General features: G+C 71.4%; 15 protein-coding genes and 3 pseudogenes. 6 read left to right on the top strand and 12 right to left on the bottom strand.

What is annotated here, in order from left to right; translation table 11 throughout:
- The first annotated feature begins 5 nt into the window (after nt 1–5).
- Nucleotides 6–6,935 (top strand): polymorphic toxin-type HINT domain-containing protein, encoded by a 6,930-nt coding sequence (locus OG289_RS12025; protein ID WP_442818892.1) that lies wholly within the window; start codon nt 6–8, stop codon nt 6,933–6,935.
- Nucleotides 6,932–7,333, top strand: a complete 402-nt coding sequence (locus OG289_RS12020; RefSeq protein ID WP_327313996.1) for a hypothetical protein — start codon at nt 6,932–6,934, stop codon at nt 7,331–7,333. Before OG289_RS12025 ends, OG289_RS12020 begins: the two co-directional genes overlap by 4 nt.
- Before the next feature lie 82 nt (nt 7,334–7,415).
- Here the strand turns inward: OG289_RS12020 and OG289_RS12015 are convergent, their stop codons facing one another.
- The 3 genes and pseudogenes from OG289_RS12015 to OG289_RS12005 form a co-directional block, all read right to left on the bottom strand.
- Nucleotides 7,416–8,630, bottom strand: a complete 1,215-nt coding sequence (locus tag OG289_RS12015; RefSeq protein ID WP_327313995.1) for an acyl-CoA dehydrogenase family protein — start codon at nt 8,628–8,630, stop codon at nt 7,416–7,418.
- A 5-nt stretch (nt 8,631–8,635) separates the two neighbouring features.
- Complete coding sequence (locus OG289_RS12010; RefSeq protein ID WP_327313994.1) at nt 8,636–9,667, bottom strand: phosphotransferase family protein; 1,032 nt, start codon at nt 9,665–9,667, stop codon at nt 8,636–8,638.
- Nucleotides 9,668–9,827: 160 nt separating this feature from the next.
- Nucleotides 9,828–10,121: pseudogene (locus OG289_RS12005) on the bottom strand (hypothetical protein); the annotation flags it as partial.
- 120 nt (nt 10,122–10,241) lie between these two features.
- Between OG289_RS12005 and OG289_RS12000 the strand changes: the two are divergent.
- Nucleotides 10,242–11,222: an NADP-dependent oxidoreductase gene (locus tag OG289_RS12000; RefSeq protein ID WP_327313993.1), complete on the top strand. Its 981-nt coding sequence runs from the start codon at nt 10,242–10,244 to the stop codon at nt 11,220–11,222.
- A 235-nt stretch (nt 11,223–11,457) separates the two neighbouring features.
- On the opposite strand, the gene OG289_RS11995 is transcribed toward OG289_RS12000, so the two are convergent.
- Genes OG289_RS11995 through OG289_RS11980 form a run of 4 tightly spaced genes read right to left on the bottom strand, consistent with a single transcriptional unit; the run spans nt 11,458 to nt 13,661 of the window.
- Entirely contained in the window at nt 11,458–11,781 is a 324-nt protein-coding gene (locus tag OG289_RS11995; RefSeq protein WP_327313992.1) for a DUF202 domain-containing protein, read from the bottom strand.
- A complete protein-coding gene (locus tag OG289_RS11990) occupies nt 11,778–12,170 on the bottom strand; it encodes a YidH family protein (protein WP_319670274.1) in 393 nt (130 codons plus the stop codon). The genes OG289_RS11995 and OG289_RS11990 overlap by 4 nt, the downstream gene beginning before the upstream one ends.
- A gap of 30 nt (nt 12,171–12,200) precedes the next feature.
- Nucleotides 12,201–12,716 (bottom strand): NUDIX hydrolase, encoded by a 516-nt coding sequence (locus tag OG289_RS11985; RefSeq protein WP_327313991.1) that lies wholly within the window; start codon nt 12,714–12,716, stop codon nt 12,201–12,203.
- A gap of 51 nt (nt 12,717–12,767) precedes the next feature.
- On the bottom strand, nt 12,768–13,661 hold the full coding sequence (locus OG289_RS11980) for a DMT family transporter (RefSeq protein WP_327313990.1): 894 nt from the start codon (nt 13,659–13,661) through the stop codon (nt 12,768–12,770).
- 454 nt (nt 13,662–14,115) lie between these two features.
- Between OG289_RS11980 and OG289_RS11975 the strand changes: the two genes are divergently transcribed.
- From OG289_RS11975 to OG289_RS11965, 3 genes are all read left to right on the top strand, one after another.
- On the top strand, nt 14,116–15,051 hold the full coding sequence (locus OG289_RS11975) for a hypothetical protein (RefSeq protein WP_327313989.1): 936 nt from the start codon (nt 14,116–14,118) through the stop codon (nt 15,049–15,051).
- A gap of 129 nt (nt 15,052–15,180) precedes the next feature.
- Nucleotides 15,181–15,897, top strand: coding sequence for a molybdopterin-dependent oxidoreductase (locus tag OG289_RS11970; RefSeq protein WP_327313988.1), 717 nt, complete (start codon nt 15,181–15,183; stop codon nt 15,895–15,897).
- Nucleotides 15,881–16,504, top strand: a complete 624-nt coding sequence (locus OG289_RS11965) for a cytochrome b/b6 domain-containing protein (protein WP_327313987.1) — start codon at nt 15,881–15,883, stop codon at nt 16,502–16,504. Before OG289_RS11970 ends, OG289_RS11965 begins: the two co-directional genes overlap by 17 nt.
- A gap of 10 nt (nt 16,505–16,514) precedes the next feature.
- On the opposite strand, the gene OG289_RS11960 is transcribed toward OG289_RS11965, so the two are convergent.
- From OG289_RS11960 to OG289_RS11940, 5 genes and pseudogenes are all read right to left on the bottom strand, one after another.
- Complete coding sequence (locus OG289_RS11960) at nt 16,515–17,102, bottom strand: imine reductase family protein (protein WP_327313986.1); 588 nt, start codon at nt 17,100–17,102, stop codon at nt 16,515–16,517.
- 73 nt (nt 17,103–17,175) lie between these two features.
- Nucleotides 17,176–17,358, bottom strand: a pseudogene (locus OG289_RS11955) (NAD(P)-binding domain-containing protein); the annotation flags it as partial.
- Nucleotides 17,359–17,431: 73 nt separating this feature from the next.
- Nucleotides 17,432–17,698: pseudogene (locus OG289_RS11950) on the bottom strand (alcohol dehydrogenase catalytic domain-containing protein); the annotation flags it as partial.
- Nucleotides 17,699–17,715: 17 nt separating this feature from the next.
- A complete protein-coding gene (locus OG289_RS11945) occupies nt 17,716–18,477 on the bottom strand; it encodes an SDR family oxidoreductase (protein ID WP_327313985.1) in 762 nt (253 codons plus the stop codon).
- A gap of 10 nt (nt 18,478–18,487) precedes the next feature.
- Nucleotides 18,488–19,885 carry a GntP family permease gene (locus tag OG289_RS11940; RefSeq protein WP_327313984.1) on the bottom strand — a complete coding sequence of 466 codons (1,398 nt, stop codon included), beginning with the start codon at nt 19,883–19,885 and terminating at the stop codon, nt 18,488–18,490.
- Between the last annotated feature and the right edge of the window lie 8 nt (nt 19,886–19,893).

Below are 19,893 nucleotides of genomic sequence, written 5' to 3'. Positions count from 1 at the left end.
TGACCATGAGACCTGAACCACGCGGACTTCTCCGCCTTCTCCGACAGCTGCGCACCCCACGACGACCGCTGCGCACCCCACGACGCAAGATCGCCCTGGCCACGGCCACGGTGATGACCGCGACCCTGCTCCAGGGCGTCGCCGCCCCGGCGCTCGCCGACGGCTGGCACAAGCCCGCACTGCCCGCCGCCGAGAAGTCGCTCGCCGGCGGCCCGGCGGGCAAGGCCGTGCCGCGCAAGGTCATGAAGACCCCCCGCACCCCGCAGGAAGCCCCGGCCACCGCCTGGCCGAAGCCCGGCGCGGCGACGGTGGACCTGTCGAAGACGGCGGCCACCGCGGCGACGAAGCCCGCGCCCCGGGTCAAGGGCCTGCCCCTGACGCTCGACGCGCGGGTCCAGGGCGCCAAGAACGCCAAGAAGGCCGCCACCGGCACGGTCGCCGCCCGCGTCCTCGACCGGGCGTTCGCCAGGAAGGCCGGTGTGAACGGGCCCGTCTTCACGCTGCACGCCGGCAGCGCGAAGGACGCCGGCCAGGTCCGGGCGGGCCTGGACTACTCCTCCTTCGCGGGGGCGTACGGCGGCGGTTACGCCGACCGGCTGCGGCTCGTCGAACTGCCCGCCTGTGTGCTGAGCACCCCGCAGCAGGCACGCTGCCGCACCACCAAGCCGGTCGCCACGGTCAACGACCCCGAGACGAAGACCCTGACCGCGAAGGCGGTCACCCTCAGCGCCTCCTCGGCCACCGTGCTCGCCGCGGTCGCCGACTCCGGCAGCGGTCTGGGCGACTTCAAGGCCACCTCCCTGTCCGCGTCCGCGAACTGGAGCACCGACCTCAACAGCGGCTCCTTCGCATGGTCGTACCCCATGGCGGTGCCCCAGGTACCGGGCGGGCTCGCCCCCAAGCTCTCGCTGTCGTACTCCTCCGGCGGGGTCGACGGCCGCACCGGCAACACCAACAACCAGTCCTCCTGGGTCGGCGACGGCTTCGACCTGTCGCCCGGCTACATCGAGCGCCGCTACAAGAGCTGCTCCGACGACGACGTCAAGAACGCGGACGGCAACGAGCCCGGCGACCTGTGCTGGGGCTACGACAACGCCGTACTGCAACTGAACGGCTCCGGGGGCGAGTTGGTGCCGAACGGAACCAACTCCTGGAAACTGAAGGACGACGACGGCACCAAGGTCGACCGGATCTACGGCTCCACCGGTGACGTCCGCTCCAACGGCGCCCGAGGCGACGAGTACTGGCGGGTGACGACCCCCGACGGAACCCAGTACTACTTCGGCTACAACCGGCTGCCCGGCTGGGCGAGCGGCAACGAGACCACCGACTCCGCCTGGACCGCCCCCGTCTACGGCGACGACTCCGGCGAACCCTGCCACGCCACCGCCTTCGCGGACTCCTGGTGCCAGCAGGGCTGGCGCTGGAACCTGGACTACGTCGTGGACACGCACGGCAACGCCGTCGCCTACTACTACGACAAGGAGACCAACTCCTACGGCCGCAACCTCAAGGCGGCCGACGACACCCCCTACGTCCGCGGCGGCACCCTGGACCGCATCGAGTACGGCCTGAAGTCCACGGCCATGTACTCGACGAAGGCGCTCGCCAAAGTCGACTTCACCAGCTCCGAGCGCTGCATCCCGGACGCCAACACCGACTGCTCCTCGATCAGCAAGGACGCGTTCTACTGGTACGACACCCCCTGGGACCTGAACTGCGACGCGGGCACCGACTGTGACAACGGCCGCTCCTCCCCGGCGTTCTTCACCCGCAAACGGCTGACCGACGTCAGCACGGAGGTCCTCGTCTCCGGCGCCTACAGCAAGGTCGACGGCTACAAGCTCGCCCATCGCTGGGGCCAGGCGGACATCGACTACCAGCTGCTGCTCGACTCCATTCAGCGCACCGGTTACGACGGCACGTCCTCGATCACCCTGCCGAAGGTCACCTTCGCCTACACCCAGCTCGCCAACCGGCTCGACAGGACGGGCGACGGCTGGGCCCCCTTCATCAAGGCCCGCCTCTCCAGCGTCGCCGACGAGTCCGGCGGCCAGATCGACGTCGGCTACTCGGCCCCGGTGTGCGACGCGGACGCGCTGCCCACCCCGGAGACCAACACCACCCGCTGCTTCCCGCAGTACATCGGCGGCAGCTCCACCACCGACCCCGAACGGCAGTGGTTCAACAAGTACGTCGTGGACACGGTCACCTCCACCGACCGCACCGGCGGCGCCCCCGACCAGGTCACCATGTACGACTACCTGGACGGCGCGGCCTGGCACTACGACGACGCCGACGGCATGACCAAGGACAAGTTCAAGACCTGGTCCGACTGGCGCGGCTACGGCCACGTACGGGTGCGCACCGGCGGCCAGGGCGGCGCGTCGGCCATGAAGTCGCAGACCGACACCTACTTCCTGCGCGGCATGGACGGCGACCGCAAGACCACCAGCGGCGGCACCAAGGACGTCAGCGTCACCCTGGGCTCCGGCGAGGGCGACCCGATCACGGACCACTCCTCGGCGGCCGGGTTCGCCTACAGGACCGTCAACTACTCCGGTCCCGGCGGCAAGGTGCTCTCCAAGACGGTGAGCCGCCCCTGGCACAAGGAGACCGCGAAGAAGGTCCGTGACTGGGGCACCGTCACCGCCGACTTCAGCGGCACCGAGAACACCAGGACCTGGACCTCCCTGGACGACGGGGCGGGCGCCTCCTGGCGGACCACCTCCACCACCGACACCTTCGACGCGGCGACCGGCCTGGTCACCCAGACCGACGACGCCGGTGACACCGGCACCGCCGCCGACGACCAGTGCACCCGCACCACCTACGTCGCCGGCAGCGCCGTCCTCAACACCCCGGTGCGCGTCGAGACGGTGGCCAAGGCGTGCGGCGCCACCACCAGCCGCCCCGCCGACGTCCTCGCCGACACCCGCACCGCCTATGACGGCGGCGCCTACGGCGCGGCGGCCACGAAGGGGGACGCCACCCGCGTCGCCAAGCTCAAGAAGTACGACGGGACCACGGCCGTCTACCTCGAGTCGGGCTCCACGTTCGACTCCTACGGCCGCATGCTCACCTCCACGGACCTGGCCGCGGACGTCACGGTCACCTCTGGCGGCACGCTCACCCGGACCGCCCGCACCGACGGCCGCACCACCACCACGGCGTTCACCCCCACCACGGGCTTCGCCACCGGCTCCACGGTCACCATGCCGCCCGTCACCCCGGGCGACAGCAGCACCGCCACGACCACCTCGCAGACCTTCGAGGCCCTGCGCGGCCTGCCGCTGACCCAGACCGACACCAACGGCAAGGTCACCACGTACGCGTACGACGCGCTGGGCCGCAACACCAAGGTGTGGCTCCCGGACCGGACCACCAGCCAGACGCCGAGCTACGAGTTCACGTACACCATCACCGACGGCAAGCCGATCGCGATCGGCACCAAAACCATCGGCAACAGCGGCGCCCAGGACACCTCGTACGTCCTCTACGACGGCCTCCTGCGCCCCCGCCAGACCCAGGCCCCGGGGCCGAACGGCGGCACGCTCCTGACGGACACCTTCTATGACGAACGCGGCCTGACCACCAAGGAGTTCGCCTCCTACTACACCGCCACCACCGCGCCCTCCACGACCCTCTTCAAGGTCGACAACGCGCTGAGCGTGGAAAGCCAGAACTGGTACGCCTTCGACGGCCTCGGCCGGCAGACCGAGCTGAAGCAGGTCGCCGGCAACGGCGACGGCGGCACGGTCCTCGGCGTCACGAAGACGATCTACGGCGGCGACCGCACCACGGTCGTCCCGCCGGTCGGCGGCACCGCCACCACCACGCTGAACGACTCGCGCGGCCAGACCACGGAGGTGCGCGAACTCCACGCACGCGCCGCCGACGCCGCGTACGACAGCACGCTGTACGGCTTCTCGCCGCGCGGCGAGCTGACGAAGGTCACCGACCCGGCGGGCAACGCCTGGACCTGGACGTACGACCTGCTCGGCCGGCTCACCGACACCACCGACCCCGACAAGGGCGCCGGCCACAACGAGTACGACGACCGCGGACTGCCCACCACCACCAAGGACGCCCGCGGCACCGTCCTCGCCCACGTCTACGACGGCCAGGGCCGCCAGACCGAACTGCGCGAGAACTCCGCCACCGGCACCCTGCGGGCCAAGTGGGTCTACGACACGATCAGCGGCGCCAAGGGACACCTCGCCGAGTCCATCCGCTACAGCGGCGGCCAGGCGTACAGCACCAAGGTGCTCGCCTACGACCGGCTCTACCGGCCGCTGCGCACCTCCGTGACGATCCCTTCCACCGAGGGCGCGCTGGCCGGCACCTATCTGTCGGCGGCCACGTACAACGCCTCCGGCACGGTGCAGGGCGTCGGCTACCCCAAGGCGGGCTCGCTGGCGGCGAACACCGTGGCCTACACCTACGAGGACGGCACGCTGCGGCCCATCGGGGTCAGCGGCCCGCAGAACCTGACCGGCTCGACGTCCTACAGCTACACGGGCAAGCCGCTGCAGTACTCGTTCGCCGCCGCCGGCGGCAAGGCGACGTACGAGACCAACACCTACGAGTGGGGCACCCAGCGGCTGGCCACCTCGCGCGTCGACCGGCAGGACGTCGCGGGCGTCGACCAGTCCAACACCTACAAGTACGACGAGGCGGGCAACGTCCTGTCCGTATCCGACACCTCCCGCACCGGCACCGACAACCAGTGCTTCGCCTACGACTACCTGGGCCGCACGACCGAGGCGTGGACACAGTCCACCACGGCCTGCGCGAGCGCCCCCGCCACCGGCGTGCTGGGCGGCCCGGCCCCCTACTGGGACTCCTACACCTACGACGTGGTCGGCAACCGGCTCACCGAGACCGGCCACAGCACCACGGGCGGGTCGGACACGCAGCGCGTCTACAACTACCCGAAGCCGGGCTCGCACAAGCTGGCCTCGGTCGACACCACCACCGGGACCGTCAAGTCCACGGACAGCTTCACGTATGACGACATCGGCGACACCCACACCCGTCTGCTCGGCGACGGCACCTCCCAGACCCTGGACTGGGACGTCGAGGGCCGCTTGGCGAAGGTCACCGAGCCGGTGGAGAACGGCAGCCCCAAGGTCACGGAGTACCTGTACGACGCCGACGGCAAACGTCTGATCGGCCGTACCCCGTCCGAGACCACTCTCTACCTGGGCACCACCGAGGTCACCCTGCCCAAGGGCGCGAGCGCGGCCAAGGGCACCCGCTACTTCGACCTCGGCGGCGGCCACCAGGCGGTGCAGAGCGACGACGGCAAGATCTCCTTCACCCTGGCCGACCACCACGGCACGGCCCAGCTGTCCGTCGACGCCACCACCCAGGAGCTCACCCAGCGTCGTACCAAGCCCTTCGGTGAACTCCGCGGCACCGAGCCCACGAACTGGCCCGGCACCCGGGGCTTCATCGGCGGCACCGCCGACGCCGCGACGGGTCTCACCCACCTGGGCGCTCGCGAGTACGACCCGGCGACCGGCCGTTTCCTGTCCGTGGACCCGGTCCTCACCACGGACGACCCACAACAGATGCACGGCTACACCTACGCCGTCAACAACCCCCTCAGGTACTCGGACCCCACGGGCACGGAGATCGGGTCCAGGCCCAACTCCTGCCAGTACGACGTCAAGTACTGCAGCAAGCACCAGCAGCAGGAAGTCGGCTACGACCCGAAGACGGGCACGTCCGACTACCACCGCGGCAACATCTACAAGCGTCAGCAGGCCCGGAAGCGGGCGTGGGTGGCCACGTTCACGCCGGTCACGAACGACATGGCCAAGCTGTCGGACTACTTCTCCAGAAGCATGATCGGGGAGTTCTCGAACGACTTCTGGGACAACCCGGTCTACGAGAGTGCCAAGAAGGGCAGTGCGTGCTTCGGACGTGAGGGCTGCCGGCAGGCGTACAAGTACATCCTGGACAACGGTGACGACGCCGACCCAGCCGTCGCCAAGGAGATCGCCGCCACCTATTGCGCGTACCACGTGAGCGAGTGCGACGAGAAGGCCAAGGAGGTGGCACGGGGCAAGACCATCGAGGAATACACCAACATGGTCTTCCTGGCGTACCTCGGCGTCGCCTACGGAGAAGGCAAGAGCTCCTCCACCGGCCGCTGCAAGAACAGCTTCGACCCGGACACCCAGGTCCTCATGGCCGACGGCACGACCAAACCGATAGCCGAGGTCAAGACCGGCGACAAGATCATCGCCACCGATCCCACGACCGGAAAGAGCGCTGTGCGCACGGTCACGGCCGAACTCGTGCACTGGGACGAAGACCTCGTCGACCTCAGGGTCCGTGCCGGCGACGGCACGATCTCGACCCTCCGCACCACGGCCATGCACCCCTTCTGGGACGCCACCACTCACCAGTGGGCCCCCGCCGGCCGGCTCACTCCCGGTCACGCTCTGCGGACCACCGACAAGGGCCATGTCTCCCTGGTCGGCGTCCTGCCCCGAGCCGGCGCCGCGGCGATGTACAACCTCACGATCGAGCAGCTGCACACCTACTATGTGCTGGCGGGCGACACACCGGTACTCGTGCACAACTCAACTTGCTTTGTGCCTCCCGAGACCTACGTGAACCGCCACGGCCAGCTGAGCAACGGCACCTACACGGTGAGCAACGAAGCCATGGTGAAACACCTGCCGATCACGGGGGGATCGACGAAGAGCGTCTTCCTGACCAGTGTCGACGCGGAAAAGGCGGTTCTGGACGCTGCCGCCTATGCCGACGCCGAGGGCCTGTGGGTCGGGGACAAGGCCAAGGTGTACGTCGAGAACGGGCCGGTGGGGATCATCGGAAGGACCGGTGAACTGACTCACTACATCAACGTCTACCGGAACGCCCGGGGCGGCGTTCACGGAAGCCCCGGAGGTGCGCCGTGATCGATATTTCGGATGTACTGGGGCGATTGGCCGGTCATTCTGCCGCTTGGTCCGAGGAGGCTGCGGTCGAGACCGCCGGCAATCTGGCCCGGTCGGTCGGAGCCGTGGTCGACTGGGACGACGAGGCCGGCGAAGAATGGCTGAGCGTCCTGCTGCAGGGTGTACGCGTGGCGATGGTCTCGACACGACTCCCGTTGGTCGTTTCCGTGGTGGAGCTGTCGGCCCGCCCGGAAATTCCGTCGCCGGACGGCAGGGTGATCTCTGTTCCGTCGTTCGACGATCCAGTCATTCGCTGTGACATTGCCGTGCTCGGGCAGGCGTTCGGCGGGGAAGGGCAGTTCCGCACACTGAACGCCGAAAGTTTCTCGGCAAACGATCTGTGGTTCGCGACAGTGTGACGCCGCGTTCGTAGTGTGTGAAGGGAGCCCCGGTGGCGGCGACACTGCCGGGGCTCCCTTTCGTGGCGGTGACGCCCGCCGTCTACAGGTACTTCTTCAGCTCCCGCCGGGCCAGCGACCGCTGGTGCACCTCGTCCGGCCCGTCGGCGATCATCAGCGTGCGCGCCGCGGCGTACAGCTCGGCAAGCGGGAAGTCCTGGCTGACGCCGCCCGCCCCGTGCAGCTGGATCGCCCGGTCGATGATGTCGACGACCGCGCGGGGCGTCGCGATCTTGATGGACTGGATCTCCGCGTGGGCGCCCCGGTTGCCGACGGTGTCCATCATCCAGGCGGTCTTCAGCACCAGCAGCCGCAGCTGCTCGACCGTCACGCGCGCGTCCGCGATCCAGTTGTGGACCACGCCCTGCTGGGCCAGTGCCTTGCCGAAGGCGTCCCGGGAGACGGCGCGGCGGCACATCAGCTCGATCGCCCGCTCCGCCATGCCGATCAGCCGCATGCAGTGGTGGATGCGGCCGGGGCCCAGCCGGGCCTGCGCGATGGCGAAGCCGCCGCCCTCCTCGCCGATCAGGTTCGTCACCGGCACGCGCGCGTGGTCGAAGATCACCTCGGCGTGGCCGCCGTGGGAGTGGTCCTCGTACCCGAAGACCTTCATGGCCCGCTCGACCGTGACGCCAGGCGTGTCGCGCGGCACCAGCACCATGGACTGCTGACGGCGGATGTCGGCGCCGTCCGGGTCCGTCTTGCCCATCACGATGAAGATCTTGCAGTCGGGGTTCATCGCCCCGGAGATGTACCACTTGCGGCCCGTGACGACGTAGTCGTCACCGTCGCGCTCGATGAGCGTGGTGATGTTGGTGGCGTCCGAGGAGGCGACCTCCGGCTCGGTCATCGCGAACGCCGAGCGGATCTCCCCGGCGAGCAGCGGCTCCAGCCACTGCTTCTTCTGGCGCTCGTCGCCGAACTGCGCGAGCACCTCCATGTTGCCGGTGTCCGGCGCGGCACAGTTCAGGGCCGTCGGCGCCAAGTGCGGGGAGCGGCCGGTGATCTCGGCCAGCGGCGCGTACTGGAGGTTGGTGAGGCCGGCGCCGTGCTCGGCGTCGGGCAGGAAGAGGTTCCACAGGCCCTGCCTGCGCGCCTCCGCCTTGATCTCCTCGACCACGGCCGGGGTGTCCCAGGGGGACGCCAGCGCGGCCCGCTGCTCCTCCGCCACCGACTCGGCCGGGTAGACGTACTCGTCCATGAAGGCGAGCAGCTTGGCGCGGAGTTCCTCGGTGCGGGCGTCGAACGCGAAGTCCATGCCGGTCAGCCTTCCTGGAGAGTGGTCAGTCCGTGCTCGATGAAGACGGGGACGAGCTCCCCGATGCGGTCGAAGCCGCGCCCGACCGTCTGGCCCAGCGTGTACCGGTAGTGGATGCCCTCCAGGATCACGGCGAGCTTGAACCAGGCGAACGCCGTGTACCAGGAGACCGCCGAGACGTCCCGCCCGGAGCGCGCCGCGTACCGCTCCACCAGCTCGGCCGGCGACGGGTGCCCGGGGGCCGAGGCGGTCGTGGAGATGGGGGAGTTCGGCAGCTCCAGCGGCACGCTGTACATCACCAGCAGGCCCAGGTCGGTCAGCGGGTCGCCGAGCGTCGACATCTCCCAGTCGAGGATCGCCCGGATCGTGTCGTCGGGGCCGATCAGGACGTTGTCGAGCCGGTAGTCGCCGTGCACGACCGTCGGGGCGGGGGAGGAGGGCAGCTCGCGGCCGAGCGCCGCGTGCAGCTCGTCGATCCCGGCCAGGTCGCGGCTGCGGGAGGCGTCCAGCTGCTTGCCCCAGCGGCGCAGCTGCCGGTCCAGGAAACCCTCGGGACGGCCGAAGTCGGCCAGGCCCACCCCGGCGGGGTCCACCGCGTGCAGCTCCACCAGCGTGTCCGCCAGCGACAGCACCGCGTCCCGGGTGCGCCGCTCGCCGAGCGGGACGAGCTCGTCGGCCGTGCGGTACGGGGTGCCCTCGACGAACTCCATGACGTAGAAGGGCGCCCCGAGCACCGCCCCGTTGTCGGGGTTCTCGCACAGCAGCACCGGGCGCGGCACCGGAACGTTCGTCGGGTGCAGGGCGCTGATCACCCGGTGCTCGCGCTTCATGTCGTGCGCGGTGGCCAGGACGTGTCCGAGCGGGGGCCGCCGTACGACCCACTTCGCCTCGCCGTCGGAGACCGCGTAGGTGAGGTTCGACCGTCCGCCCTCGATCAGCCGGCCGGTGAGGGGGCCGTGGACCAGACCGGGACGCTCGCGCTCCAGCAGGGCGCGCAGCCTGTCGAGGTCGAGTCCGGGTGGGTGGTCGGGGCTCATGCGTCGCTCCTACGGACGGTGAACGGGACCCGCCCATCATGCCGACCGGTCGGTATGGAGTCCAGTGGTGGCACTCAACGTGATCGGGGCCACCCTAGGACGACGGCTCTGCGGGCAGAAGCCCGGGGAGCCGTCGGCAGGCGTTTTCCGGTCTCGGCCAGTGATCGTCCCAGTGGTCGTCGTGCTCGGCGTGCCGGTGGCCGTCGTGCAGGTAGTCCACGTGGTCGCCGTGCCGCACGCGCGCGTGCCCGCAGTCCTCGCCGTGCCGGTGCTCGTGCCCGTCGTGGGCCGTGTGTCCGCCCGGCTCGCACTCGTCCCAGTGGCCGTCGTGCTCACGGTGCAGATGTCCGTCGTGGGCGTAGTCGACATGGTCGCCGTGACTCACCCGGGTGTGCCCGCAGTCCGGGCCGTGCGTGTGGGTGTGGGTGGAGTGTTCGCGGTGGAGGGTGGTCATGAGGTGCTCACCTTCGAGGAGCGGGCTGCGGGCGATGACGTCGGACAGGCTGCCACGCGGACTCCGCATATCGGCTCATTCGGCTTGCGTGGCGTCCGGAGACCCCGGAGTGTCGGACCCATGAAGGCCATCAGTTACGCACGCTACGGCGGCCCCGAGACGCTCGCATACGGTGAGGTACGCGACCCCAAGGTCGGCCCCGACTCGGTGCTGGTGAAGGTCCGGGCGGCGGCCGTGAACCCCGTCGACTGGAAGTGCCGCGAGGGCTACCTGGACCCGATCCTCGACGCCGTCTTCCCGGTGGTGCCCGGCTGGGACGTCTCGGGGGTCGTCGTCCAGCTCGGGGTGTCCGTCGCGGAGTACACGGTCGGCGACGAGGTCATCGGCTATGTCCGCGAGGACTTCCTCTCCCGGGGCACCTTCGCCGAGTACGTCGCGGCCCCGGTGCGCACCCTCGCCCGCAAGCCGCGCAACCTCGGCTGGGAGGAGGCCGCGGGCCTGCCGCTGGTCGGGCTCACCGCCTACCAGGTGCTGACCAAGGCCCTGCAGGTGAAGCGGGGCGAGACCGTTCTCGTCCACGCGGCCGCGGGCGGCGTCGGCTCCATCGCCGTGCAGCTCGCCCGGCACCTGGGCGCCCGGGTCATCGGTACGGCGAGCGAGGCCAACCACGACTTCGTGCGCTCGCTGGGCGGCGAGCCCGTGACCTACGGCGAGGGACTGGCCGAACGGGTGCGCGGGCTGGCCCCCGAGGGCGTGGACGCGGCCTTCGACACGGTCGGCGGCGACACCCTGAAGGTCTCCGCCAACCTGCTGGCCCCGGAAGGACGCCTGGTGTCGATCGCCGACGGGGACGTCGTCGGTTACGGCGGCCGGTACTACTGGGTGCGGCCCGACGCCGAGGACCTCACCCGGCTGGCGGAACTTGCCGAACAGGGCGTGGTGTCCGTGCACGTCTCCGAGACCTTCCCGCTGGAACGCGCGGCCGACGCCCACCGGCTGAACCAGGAGGGCCGCACCCGCGGCAAGATCGTCGTCACGGTGGACTGGGACGCGGAGGACGGGGAGGACGGGGAGAGCGGGGAGAGCGGTGAGGGCGCCTAGTGCCGTGGCAGGCACCGTTTGCCCGTGAAGGAGCGGTGCCCGGTGCGTGCTCTGGGGGGTCCCCCGGCCGATGGCTGGGGGAGTGCCGGCCGAAGGCCCTCGTACTGGACGTACCTGTGCCTGGGGCTTCGGCCGGTGCGGCGAGTGGGGGCACCTCCCACGCCTTTGAGGCAGTGGGGGAGCGTGTCGGGCGTCGCGACGGGGCGAACGTCGCCTGTCACGGCACTGGTAGGGGTCAGAGCACCAGTGCCGCGGCGCACACCGCCGTGGCCACCGCGCACAGGACCGCCGCCGTGGCGTGCCGGGGGGCGAGGGCCGCCGGGCTCGGCGTGGCGGCGAGGGCGCGGATCCGGTGGTGGGCGATCAGCAGGAAGGCCAGCCACAGGCCGCAGGCCAGCGCGCCGGTGACGACCCCGAACACCGACACACCGCCGTGCAGCGCGGCCTTCACGGCGAGCACGGAGGCCACGGTGCTCGCCAGCGTCGTCCGCCGCCAGGCGAGCCGGGTCCGCTCGGGCTGCAGACCGGGGTCGCGCGCAGGCCGGACCTCCTCGCTCACCCCTCCCACCCCACCAGCACAACGACGACCATCGCCACGGCCACCACCGCGACCAGCACGCCCAGCAGCGCCGGGAAGCGGGACGCGGGCAGGTCCTCGCCCCGGCGCATCGCCCGCTCGCAGCGCATCCAGTGGTTCACCGCGCGCAGGGAGCACAGCACGCCCGCCGCCAGCAGCGCGAGCGCCAGCCCGACCCGCCAGCCCCAGCGCAGGTCCGGCAGGAACTGGTCCACCGCGAAGCCCCCGCCGATCAGCGCGAGCGCGGTGCGCAGCCAGGCCAGGAACGTGCGCTCGTTCGCCAGCGAGAACCGGTAGTCGGGCGTGCTGCCCTCCTCCCGGATCTGCTCGGGAGCGAACCACAACCGGACGTTCTGCACGAACTCGATCACCCGCAGGACCCTACCCGCCGCCCGCGTTGCTCAGCGCGTCGCCCGGTGCTCCCTGAGCCGCTCGTACGCGGCGAGCCCGTCCGGCACCCACTCCCAGCCGGACAGGTGCCGTTCGAGCTCCTCCTCGGGGAGGAAGTCGTGCCAGGCCACCTCCTCCACCTGCGGGCTCACGGGCAGCTCGCAGCGGACCTGGTAGACGGCCGACCACCAGCTCCCGGCGGCGCCGTCCTCGTAGAGGAACTTGAAGAGGAACTCGGGGCGGGGCAGACCGCTCACGCCCAGCTCCTCCTCGGCCTCCCGCAGGGCGGCGTCGTCGTAGGACTCGCCCGCGCCGACCACCCCGCCGACGAACATGTCGTACAGGGAGGGGAAGACCAGCTTGACCGGGGTGCGGCGGTGCACGAAGATCCGGCCCTCGGCGTCTGTGGCCTGGATGAACACACAGCGGTGGCGCAGCCCCTCGGCGTACGCCTGCCCGCGCGGGACCTGGCCGACGACCCGGTCGTTCTCGTCGACGATGTCGAGGATCTCGTCAGCAGCGCTCATGGCCCCATCCAAGCAGGCCCGCCGAGGCCGACGCCCGCTGCGGCGCCCGGGCTACTGCGGCTGGAAGTCAGGCACCTGCTCGCGCGGCGCCGTTCCCCGCGGCATCGCCGGGTGCAGTCCGAGGAGCACGATGCCCGCGACGATCGCCGCCAGCCCCGCCGCCTCCCAGGCCAGCGCGCCGGTGCCGGTGTGCAACCGGTCGCCGAGGAAGCCCACCCCGCAGATGATGCCGGCGAGGGGCTGGGCCGCGGTCAGCGCGGGCAGCGACATCCGCAGGGGCGCCGTCTCGAAGGCGCTCTGGACCAGCACGAGCCCGGTGACGCCGAGGGCGAGCACCGCGTACAGCTGCCATCCGGTCAGCAGCTCACCGAGGCCGTTCGCGGAGAAGCGCTGGCCGCTGACGCGAGTCAGCGCGTCCTGGACCCCGTACAGCAGACCGGCCGCGAGCGACAGCAGCACCGGGCCCGAGCTCAGCCGGGAGCGCTTGGCGTACGTGGTGAGCAGCAGGGCCACTCCGATCATCACGCCGATGATCAGCCAGTGCCGCAGCGGATCGGAGACCGCGCTGCCCCCGCGCGGCTCGCCCGCCACGATGAAGGTCGTCACCCCGCCGGCGAGCAGGACCAGGCCCGCCCAGCCCTGGCGGCCCAGCGGCTGCTTCGTCTGGTGGCGGGAGAGCGCGAGGGCGAAGAGCAGGTTCGTCGCGAGCAGCGGTTCCACCAGGGAGATCTCGCCCTGGCCGAGCGCGACCGCGCCCAACGCCATGCCGGCCACCATGAGGCCGATGCCGCCCAGCCAGCGCGGCACCCTCATGAGGTCGAGCAGCAGACGCGGTGAGAGGAAGTCGCCGAGCGGCGCCTTCTGTGCGGCGTTCTGCTGGAGCACGAACCCGAAGCCCAGGCAGCAGGCCGCGCTCACGGCGAGTACCAGAACCAGAACCGACACGCTGCGTACCTCGATCATCCGGTCGGACCACGGACGGGGTGCGTAGTGGCCGACTGTAGCGTCCCAGGGCCCTCGGTACCCCTGGGAGTGCCCGGAAACTCAGCTCCGGGACCATCCGGCAGCCTGCTTCCGGGAGTACCCGGAACCGGGCGTTCGACTCGGCCGAGGCACCCGGGGACAGGGCCGGGGGTGCACGGCGACCGTACGACCATGGTGTGCGCTCCGGCCGGGCCACGCCATGGCGTACGCCACACCGAAACCGTCGGCGCCCGGCCGCGGAGGGTCCGGCCTGGGGCGGAGAAGACCCAAGGTCCTTACCTCCAGGGGTGGTTGACACCTGTCGCAGGTCCCCGGAACTTGACGGTAAGCGCTGGCTACGGATTGGCTGTGAGTGATCGGCCGGTCGCGGGCCGACGCCAGAGCCGCCGCCGAGGAAACGCGAGGATGTCCCGCGGTGCCCTTACCGACCTCCGACCCGGCCCTCGACGACACCGAACTCGGCGTCGCCCGCGCCGCGTTGGCCCAGGGCCGCCGGCAGCCCGCCCGCTCCCTGCTCGCCCGCACCGGCGACGACTGGGACCGCCGCGCACACCGGGTCGCCGTCCTCGCCCTCGAACCGTACGCGGCCGCCTGGGCCCACGAGTGGCTGCTCGCCGACCCCGCCTGCGCCGATGCCGCCGTGCTGCTCGCCCTGGCCCAGGTCGGACGAGTCCTGCGAGGCCAGGAGGATGCCGCCGTCGCCCGAGCGGCCTGCCGGGAGGCCGCCGAGCTCGCGCCCGCCGACCCCACCCCCTGGCTCGGGCTGCTCCGGCTGGAGCGCGACAGCGGGGCGGAGGCGGTCCGGATCTTCGAGGAGGTCCGGTCCCGGCACCGCGACCACCACCACGCCCACCACCTGATGGTCGCCCGGCTCGCGGAACGCCGCGCGGACGGCGCTCCGGACCCGCTGCACGAGGTCTACGACTTCGCCGCCTGGGCCGCGGAGCAGGCGCCCGCCGACTCCCCGCTGGCCATCCTCCCGGTCGTCGCGCACGCCGAGCGCTACCGCGTCCTGGCCGCGCACGGCTTCGCGCCCCCCGACCCCGCCGCCTCCGGGCACTGGCGGGACGGCCGCGCCCGGGACGTGATGAAGGCCGCCTTCGACTGGTGGCTGGAGTGGGAACACGACGGACGGGAGCACGACGGCCACCCCCGCCACCTGATCGATCTGAACTTCCTCGCCCACGCCAAGGTCTGCGAGGGCAGCGGTGCCGAGGCCGCCGCCCTCTTCCACCACATCGGGCGGCACGCCACCCCCGAGCCCTGGTCGTACCCGGACCGCGACCCGCACCGGGCCTTCCACGCGGCCCGCGCCGCCGTTGTGGGGACCGGCACACCTCCCTCGGACTGAGAGCCCGGTAAGAAGTGATGACGGAAATCTGACGGCCACCCTGGATCACTGGCCCCGCCGGACCCCGAGTGCTCGAATGGAAAGGTGAACTCCGAACCATCCGGACCGTCCGAGCCATCCGGAGCGCCCATGGCGCCCGGCGAACGCGGTACCCCCGTCGGCCGCCGCGTCTTCCTCGGCACCCTCGCCCTCGGCGCCGTGGGGGTCGTCGCGGCGCCCCCGCTCCAGCGCGGCCTGGAGGCCTTCCTCGGCAGCGCCGCCGACAGGGACCCCACCGGCCTCACCGGCCTGCTCCCCAACGGCGGCGGCTTCCGCTACTACTCGGTGACCTCGTCCGTCCCGCACCGGAACGCCACGAACTACCGCCTCACCGTCGACGGCCTGGTCGACCGCCCCGCCACCTACACCCTGGCCGACCTCAAGGCCCTGCCCCAGACCCGGATGGTCAAGGACGTCCAGTGCGTCACCGGCTGGCGGGTTCCCGGCACCCCCTTCGAGGGCGTCCGGCTGTCCGCCCTCCTCGACGCGGCAGGTGTGCAGGCGAAGGCCGGCGCGATCCGCTTCACCTGCTTCGACGGCGCCTACACCGAGAGCCTCACCCTGGCCCAGGCCCGCCGCGCCGACGTCCTGGTCGCGCTGCGCATGCAGGACAAGGACCTCGGCCACGACCACGGCGGCCCAGTCCGCCTCTACGTGGCGCCCATGTACTTCTACAAGTCCGCCAAGTGGCTCTCCGGCATCACCGTCACCGAGAAGGTGAAGCCCGGCTACTGGGAGAACCGCGGCTACGACGTCGACGCCTGGGTCGGCCGTTCGAACGGACGGGACGATGAGCCTACGAGCTGAGGCGCCGCCGGCCGCCACCACCGTCCGCCGCTTCACCCGCGCCGAACGGTGGGTGCACCGCACCACGGCCGTTCTGATGGGCGTGTGCGTGGTGACGGCGTCCTTCCTGTACATCCCCGAGTTCGCGCAGCTCGTCGGCCGCCGCGAGCTGGTGGTCCGCGTCCACGAGTGGGCGGGCCTCGCCCTGCCCGTGCCCGTCCTGGCGGGCCTCGCCTCCCGCGCGTTCCGCGCCGACCTCGGACACCTCAACCGCTTCGGCCCGCACGACCGCCGCTGGCTGCGCGCGGCCCTGCGCCGGGACAAGAGCCGGGAGTCGCGTCCGGCGGCCAAGTTCAACGCCGGGCAGAAGATCTACGCGGCGTGGATCGCCGGGGCGACGCTGGTGATGCTCGGCACGGGCCTGCTGATGTGGTTCACCCACCTCACCCCGATCATGTGGCGCACCAGCGCGACCTTCGTCCACGACTGGCTGGCCCTGACCATCGGCGTCGTGCTGGCCGGCCACATCGGCATGGCCCTGGGCGACCCCGAGGCCCGGCGCGGCATGCGCACGGGCTCGGTGAGCCAGGAGTGGGCGAAGCGGGAACACCGCCTGTGGCGCCCGTAGCCGGCGCTTCTCAGCCGGCCTCGGCCGCGCCCGACGCCTGCGTGTGCAGGACCGTGGCGAAGCGGGCCAGGCCGTCCGAGCCGTGGCCGGCGGCGACCGCCCGGTCGGCTGCCCGCTTCGCCGAGGTGAGGGCGCCCACGTCCAGGCCGTGGGCGGCGGACGAGTCGATCAGGTGCGCGAGCGTCGTCGCCGCCGAGGCCATGGTGGAGCGCTCGCCGGGGAAACGGCCGGCCTCCAACTGGTCCGCCCAGCGCGGGATCATCTCGGCCAGGAGACCGCTCATGCCCACGGCGGCCGGTGCGAGGTCTTGGGGCGCGATGCCCTCGGCCGAGGCGAGCGCGAAGGCGTGGGCCATGCCGTGCACCGAGGTCGCGAACAGGTCCAACAGGGCGACCTCGTGGGCGACGGCCCGCCCGGGCTCCGCACCGAGGTACCTACCGGTGCCACCGAGGGCCGCCATCGTCTCCCGTACGGCCTCGTAGGCTTCCGCCGCCCCGCTGAACAGCAGCGCGGCCGACGACGTCCCGATCGTCGGGGTCGGGGTGAGGATCGCGCCGTCCAGGTAGCCGATGCCGTGCCCGGCCGCCCAGTGCGCCATCGCCCGCGCCCCCGCTGGTGAGGTTGACCAGAACCCGCCCCGCCCAGTTCGCGGTCGGCGGGTCGAGGACGGCGCGTACGGCGGCGTAGTCCATCAGGCAGACGACGATCACGTCCCCGTCGCGTACCGCCTCCTCGACGGAGGCGGCGACGCGGGCGCCCCGCTCCGCCAGGTCGCCGGCCCGGCCCGGTGTGCGGTTCCAGACGGTCAGCGGGTGGCCGGCGGCGAGGAACGCGGAGGCCAGCGCGCGGCCCATCGGTCCCAGGCCGATGACGCAGACGTGGCGCGGGGCGGGCGCGGTGGTCGTGCCAGCGGTCGTCGTCGTGGTCGGGGTGCACGGCAACCGCCGTACCGGGAAGCAGACTTGACGGGGTGGACGGGCCGTGGGCGACCACCGCCCCCACCACCTCGTGCCCCAGCACCATCGGTTCCCTCAGACGGAAGTCGCCGACCCCGCCGTGCCGCCAGTAGTGCAGGTCGGAGCCGCAGACCCCGCCGTAGCGGACGGCGACGAGCACCTCACCCGGTCCGGGCACCGGCGACGCCAACTCCTCGACGCGCAGGTCGTCCTGACCGTGGATCACACAACCCAGCATCCGTCGTCACGCCCCTCTCAGAGCACACTCGTCATACCGCCGTCGACGTACAGCACCTGCCCGCTGACGAAGTCCGCCGCGGGAGAGGCGAGGAACAGCACCCCGCCCACCAGGTCCTCGGTGCGGCCCCACCGTCCGGCCGGGGTGCGGCGCCGCACCCACGCGCTGAACTCCTCGTCCCGGACCAGGGGCCCGGTCAGCTCGGTCTCGATGTAGCCGGGGCCGAGACCGTTGACCTGGACGCCGTACTGCCCCCAGTCCGCGCACATGCCCTTGGTGAGCATCTTCAGCGCGCCCTTGGTGGCCGCGTAGGGCGCGATGCCGGGGCGGACCACCTCGCTCTGCAGCGAGCAGATGTTCACGATCTTGCCGTGGCCGCGTTCCGTCATCCGGCGGGCCGCCTCGCGGCCGACGAGGAACGCGCTGGTGAGGTTGGTGTTCAGGATGCGGTGCCAGTCGGAGTCGGTGAACTCCAGGAGCGGGGCGCGCAGTTGCATGCCCGCGTTGTTGACCAGGATGTCGAGCGGGCCGACCCGGTCCTCGACGTCCGCTATTCCGGCGGCGACGGACGGACCGTCGGTGACGTCGAAGGCGGCCACGTGGACCCGGTCGCCGGGCAGCTCGGCGGCGGCCCGCTCCAGGCGCTCGGCGTCGCGTCCGTTGAGGACCACCGTGCAGCCGGCCTCCGCCAGGCCCCGGGCCAGCGCGAGGCCGATGCCCCGGCTGGAGCCGGTGACCAGGGCGGTCCGGCCGCTGATGTCGAACAGAGGGTGGCTCATTCCCGTACCCCTAGACGACCAGTGAGAGGAGCAGGACCAGGCCCCCGGCGACCACGGAGATGATGGTCTCCATGACCGACCAGGTCTTGATGTTCTGGCCGACGCTGAGCCCGAAGTACTCCTTCACCAGCCAGAACCCGGCGTCGTTGACATGGCTGAAGAAGAGCGAGCCGGCGCCGATGGCCAGGACGAGGAGGGCCGTGTGCGTCGTCGACATGTCCGCCGCGAGCGGCGCGACCAGGCCGGCCGCGGAGATCGTCGCCACGGTCGCCGAGCCGGTGGCCAGCCGGATCGCCACGGCGATCAGCCAGGCCAGCAGCAGGGCCGGTATCGACCAGTCCTTGGAGATGTCCAGGACCATCCGGCCCACGCCGGAGTCGATCAGCGTCTGCTTGAAGCCGCCGCCCGCGCCGACGATCAGCAGGATGCCCGCGATCGGAGCGAGCCCCTTGTCGACGAGCTGTGAGATCCGCTCCTTGCTGAAGCCCGCGGGCCGGCCCAGTGTGAAGATGCCGACGAGGACGGCCGCCAGCAGGGCGATCAGGGGCGAGCCGACGACGTCGAAGACGCGCTGCACGCTGTGCTCGGGGTCGTCCACGACGATGTCGACCAGCGCCTTGGACAGCATCAGCACGACGGGCAGGAGAATCGTGGCGAGCGTGGCGCCGAAACCTGGCCGCTTCTGAAGGTCCTCGGACGGCCGTGTGGGCATCATGCGCTCGGGGGCGGGGACGTCCACCCAGCGGGCGGCGACGCGGGAGAACAGCGGACCCGCGACGACGACGGTCGGGACGGCGACGAGCACGCCGAGCGCCAGGGTGACGCCCAGGTTGGCGCCGACCGCGTCGATCGCGACCAGCGGACCGGGGTGCGGCGGGACCAGGCCGTGCATCACCGACAGACCGGCCAGCGCGGGTATGCCGATCCGCATGAGCGAGTAGTTGCCGCGCTTGGCGACCATCAGCACGACCGGGATCAGCAGCACCACGCCGACCTCGAAGAACAGCGGCAGACCGATCACCGAGGCGATCAGCACCATCGCCCACGGCATCGAGCGGCCGCCCGCCTTGGCGAGGATCGTGTCGACGATCTGGTCGGCGCCGCCGGAGTCCGCGAGCAGCTTGCCGAGGATCGCGCCCAGCGCGATCAGCACGCCCACGCCGGCGACCGTGGAGCCGAGCCCGGTGGTGAAGGAGGCGATGGCCTTGTCGAGCGGCGCCCCGGCGAACGCGCCCAGCGCGAGCGAGCCGATGGTCAGCGCCAGGAAGGCGTGCAGCTTGAACTTGGTGATGAGCAGGACGATCACGGCGATGCCCGCCAGAACGGCGATGCCCAGCTGCGCGTGGCCGGCCGAGGTGATCGGCTCGACGGTGTCCGCTGCCAGCAGCTCGACGTTGAGTCTGGTCACAGGGGAGT

This window comes from Streptomyces sp. NBC_01235 (genome assembly GCF_035989285.1).
In the GTDB taxonomy this organism is placed as follows: domain Bacteria; phylum Actinomycetota; class Actinomycetes; order Streptomycetales; family Streptomycetaceae; genus Streptomyces.
The sequence above is the reverse complement of the archived record's forward strand: the minus strand, read 5'-3'. Positions and strand labels throughout refer to the sequence as shown.

Excerpts from the sequence above, each read along its gene's own strand:
- OG289_RS12025 (WP_442818892.1), top strand. The coding sequence starts at position 6 with ATGAGACCTGAACCACGCGGACTTCTCCGCCTTCTCCGACAGCTGCGC.
- OG289_RS12015 (WP_327313995.1), bottom strand. The coding sequence starts at position 8,630 with ATGGACTTCGCGTTCGACGCCCGCACCGAGGAACTCCGCGCCAAGCTG.
- OG289_RS12010 (WP_327313994.1), bottom strand. The coding sequence starts at position 9,667 with ATGAGCCCCGACCACCCACCCGGACTCGACCTCGACAGGCTGCGCGCC.
- OG289_RS12000 (WP_327313993.1), top strand. The coding sequence starts at position 10,242 with ATGAAGGCCATCAGTTACGCACGCTACGGCGGCCCCGAGACGCTCGCA.
- OG289_RS11985 (WP_327313991.1), bottom strand. The coding sequence starts at position 12,716 with ATGAGCGCTGCTGACGAGATCCTCGACATCGTCGACGAGAACGACCGG.
- OG289_RS11970 (WP_327313988.1), top strand. The coding sequence starts at position 15,181 with ATGGCGCCCGGCGAACGCGGTACCCCCGTCGGCCGCCGCGTCTTCCTC.
- OG289_RS11965 (WP_327313987.1), top strand. The coding sequence starts at position 15,881 with ATGAGCCTACGAGCTGAGGCGCCGCCGGCCGCCACCACCGTCCGCCGC.
- OG289_RS11960 (WP_327313986.1), bottom strand. The coding sequence starts at position 17,102 with ATGGCGCACTGGGCGGCCGGGCACGGCATCGGCTACCTGGACGGCGCG.
- OG289_RS11945 (WP_327313985.1), bottom strand. The coding sequence starts at position 18,477 with ATGAGCCACCCTCTGTTCGACATCAGCGGCCGGACCGCCCTGGTCACC.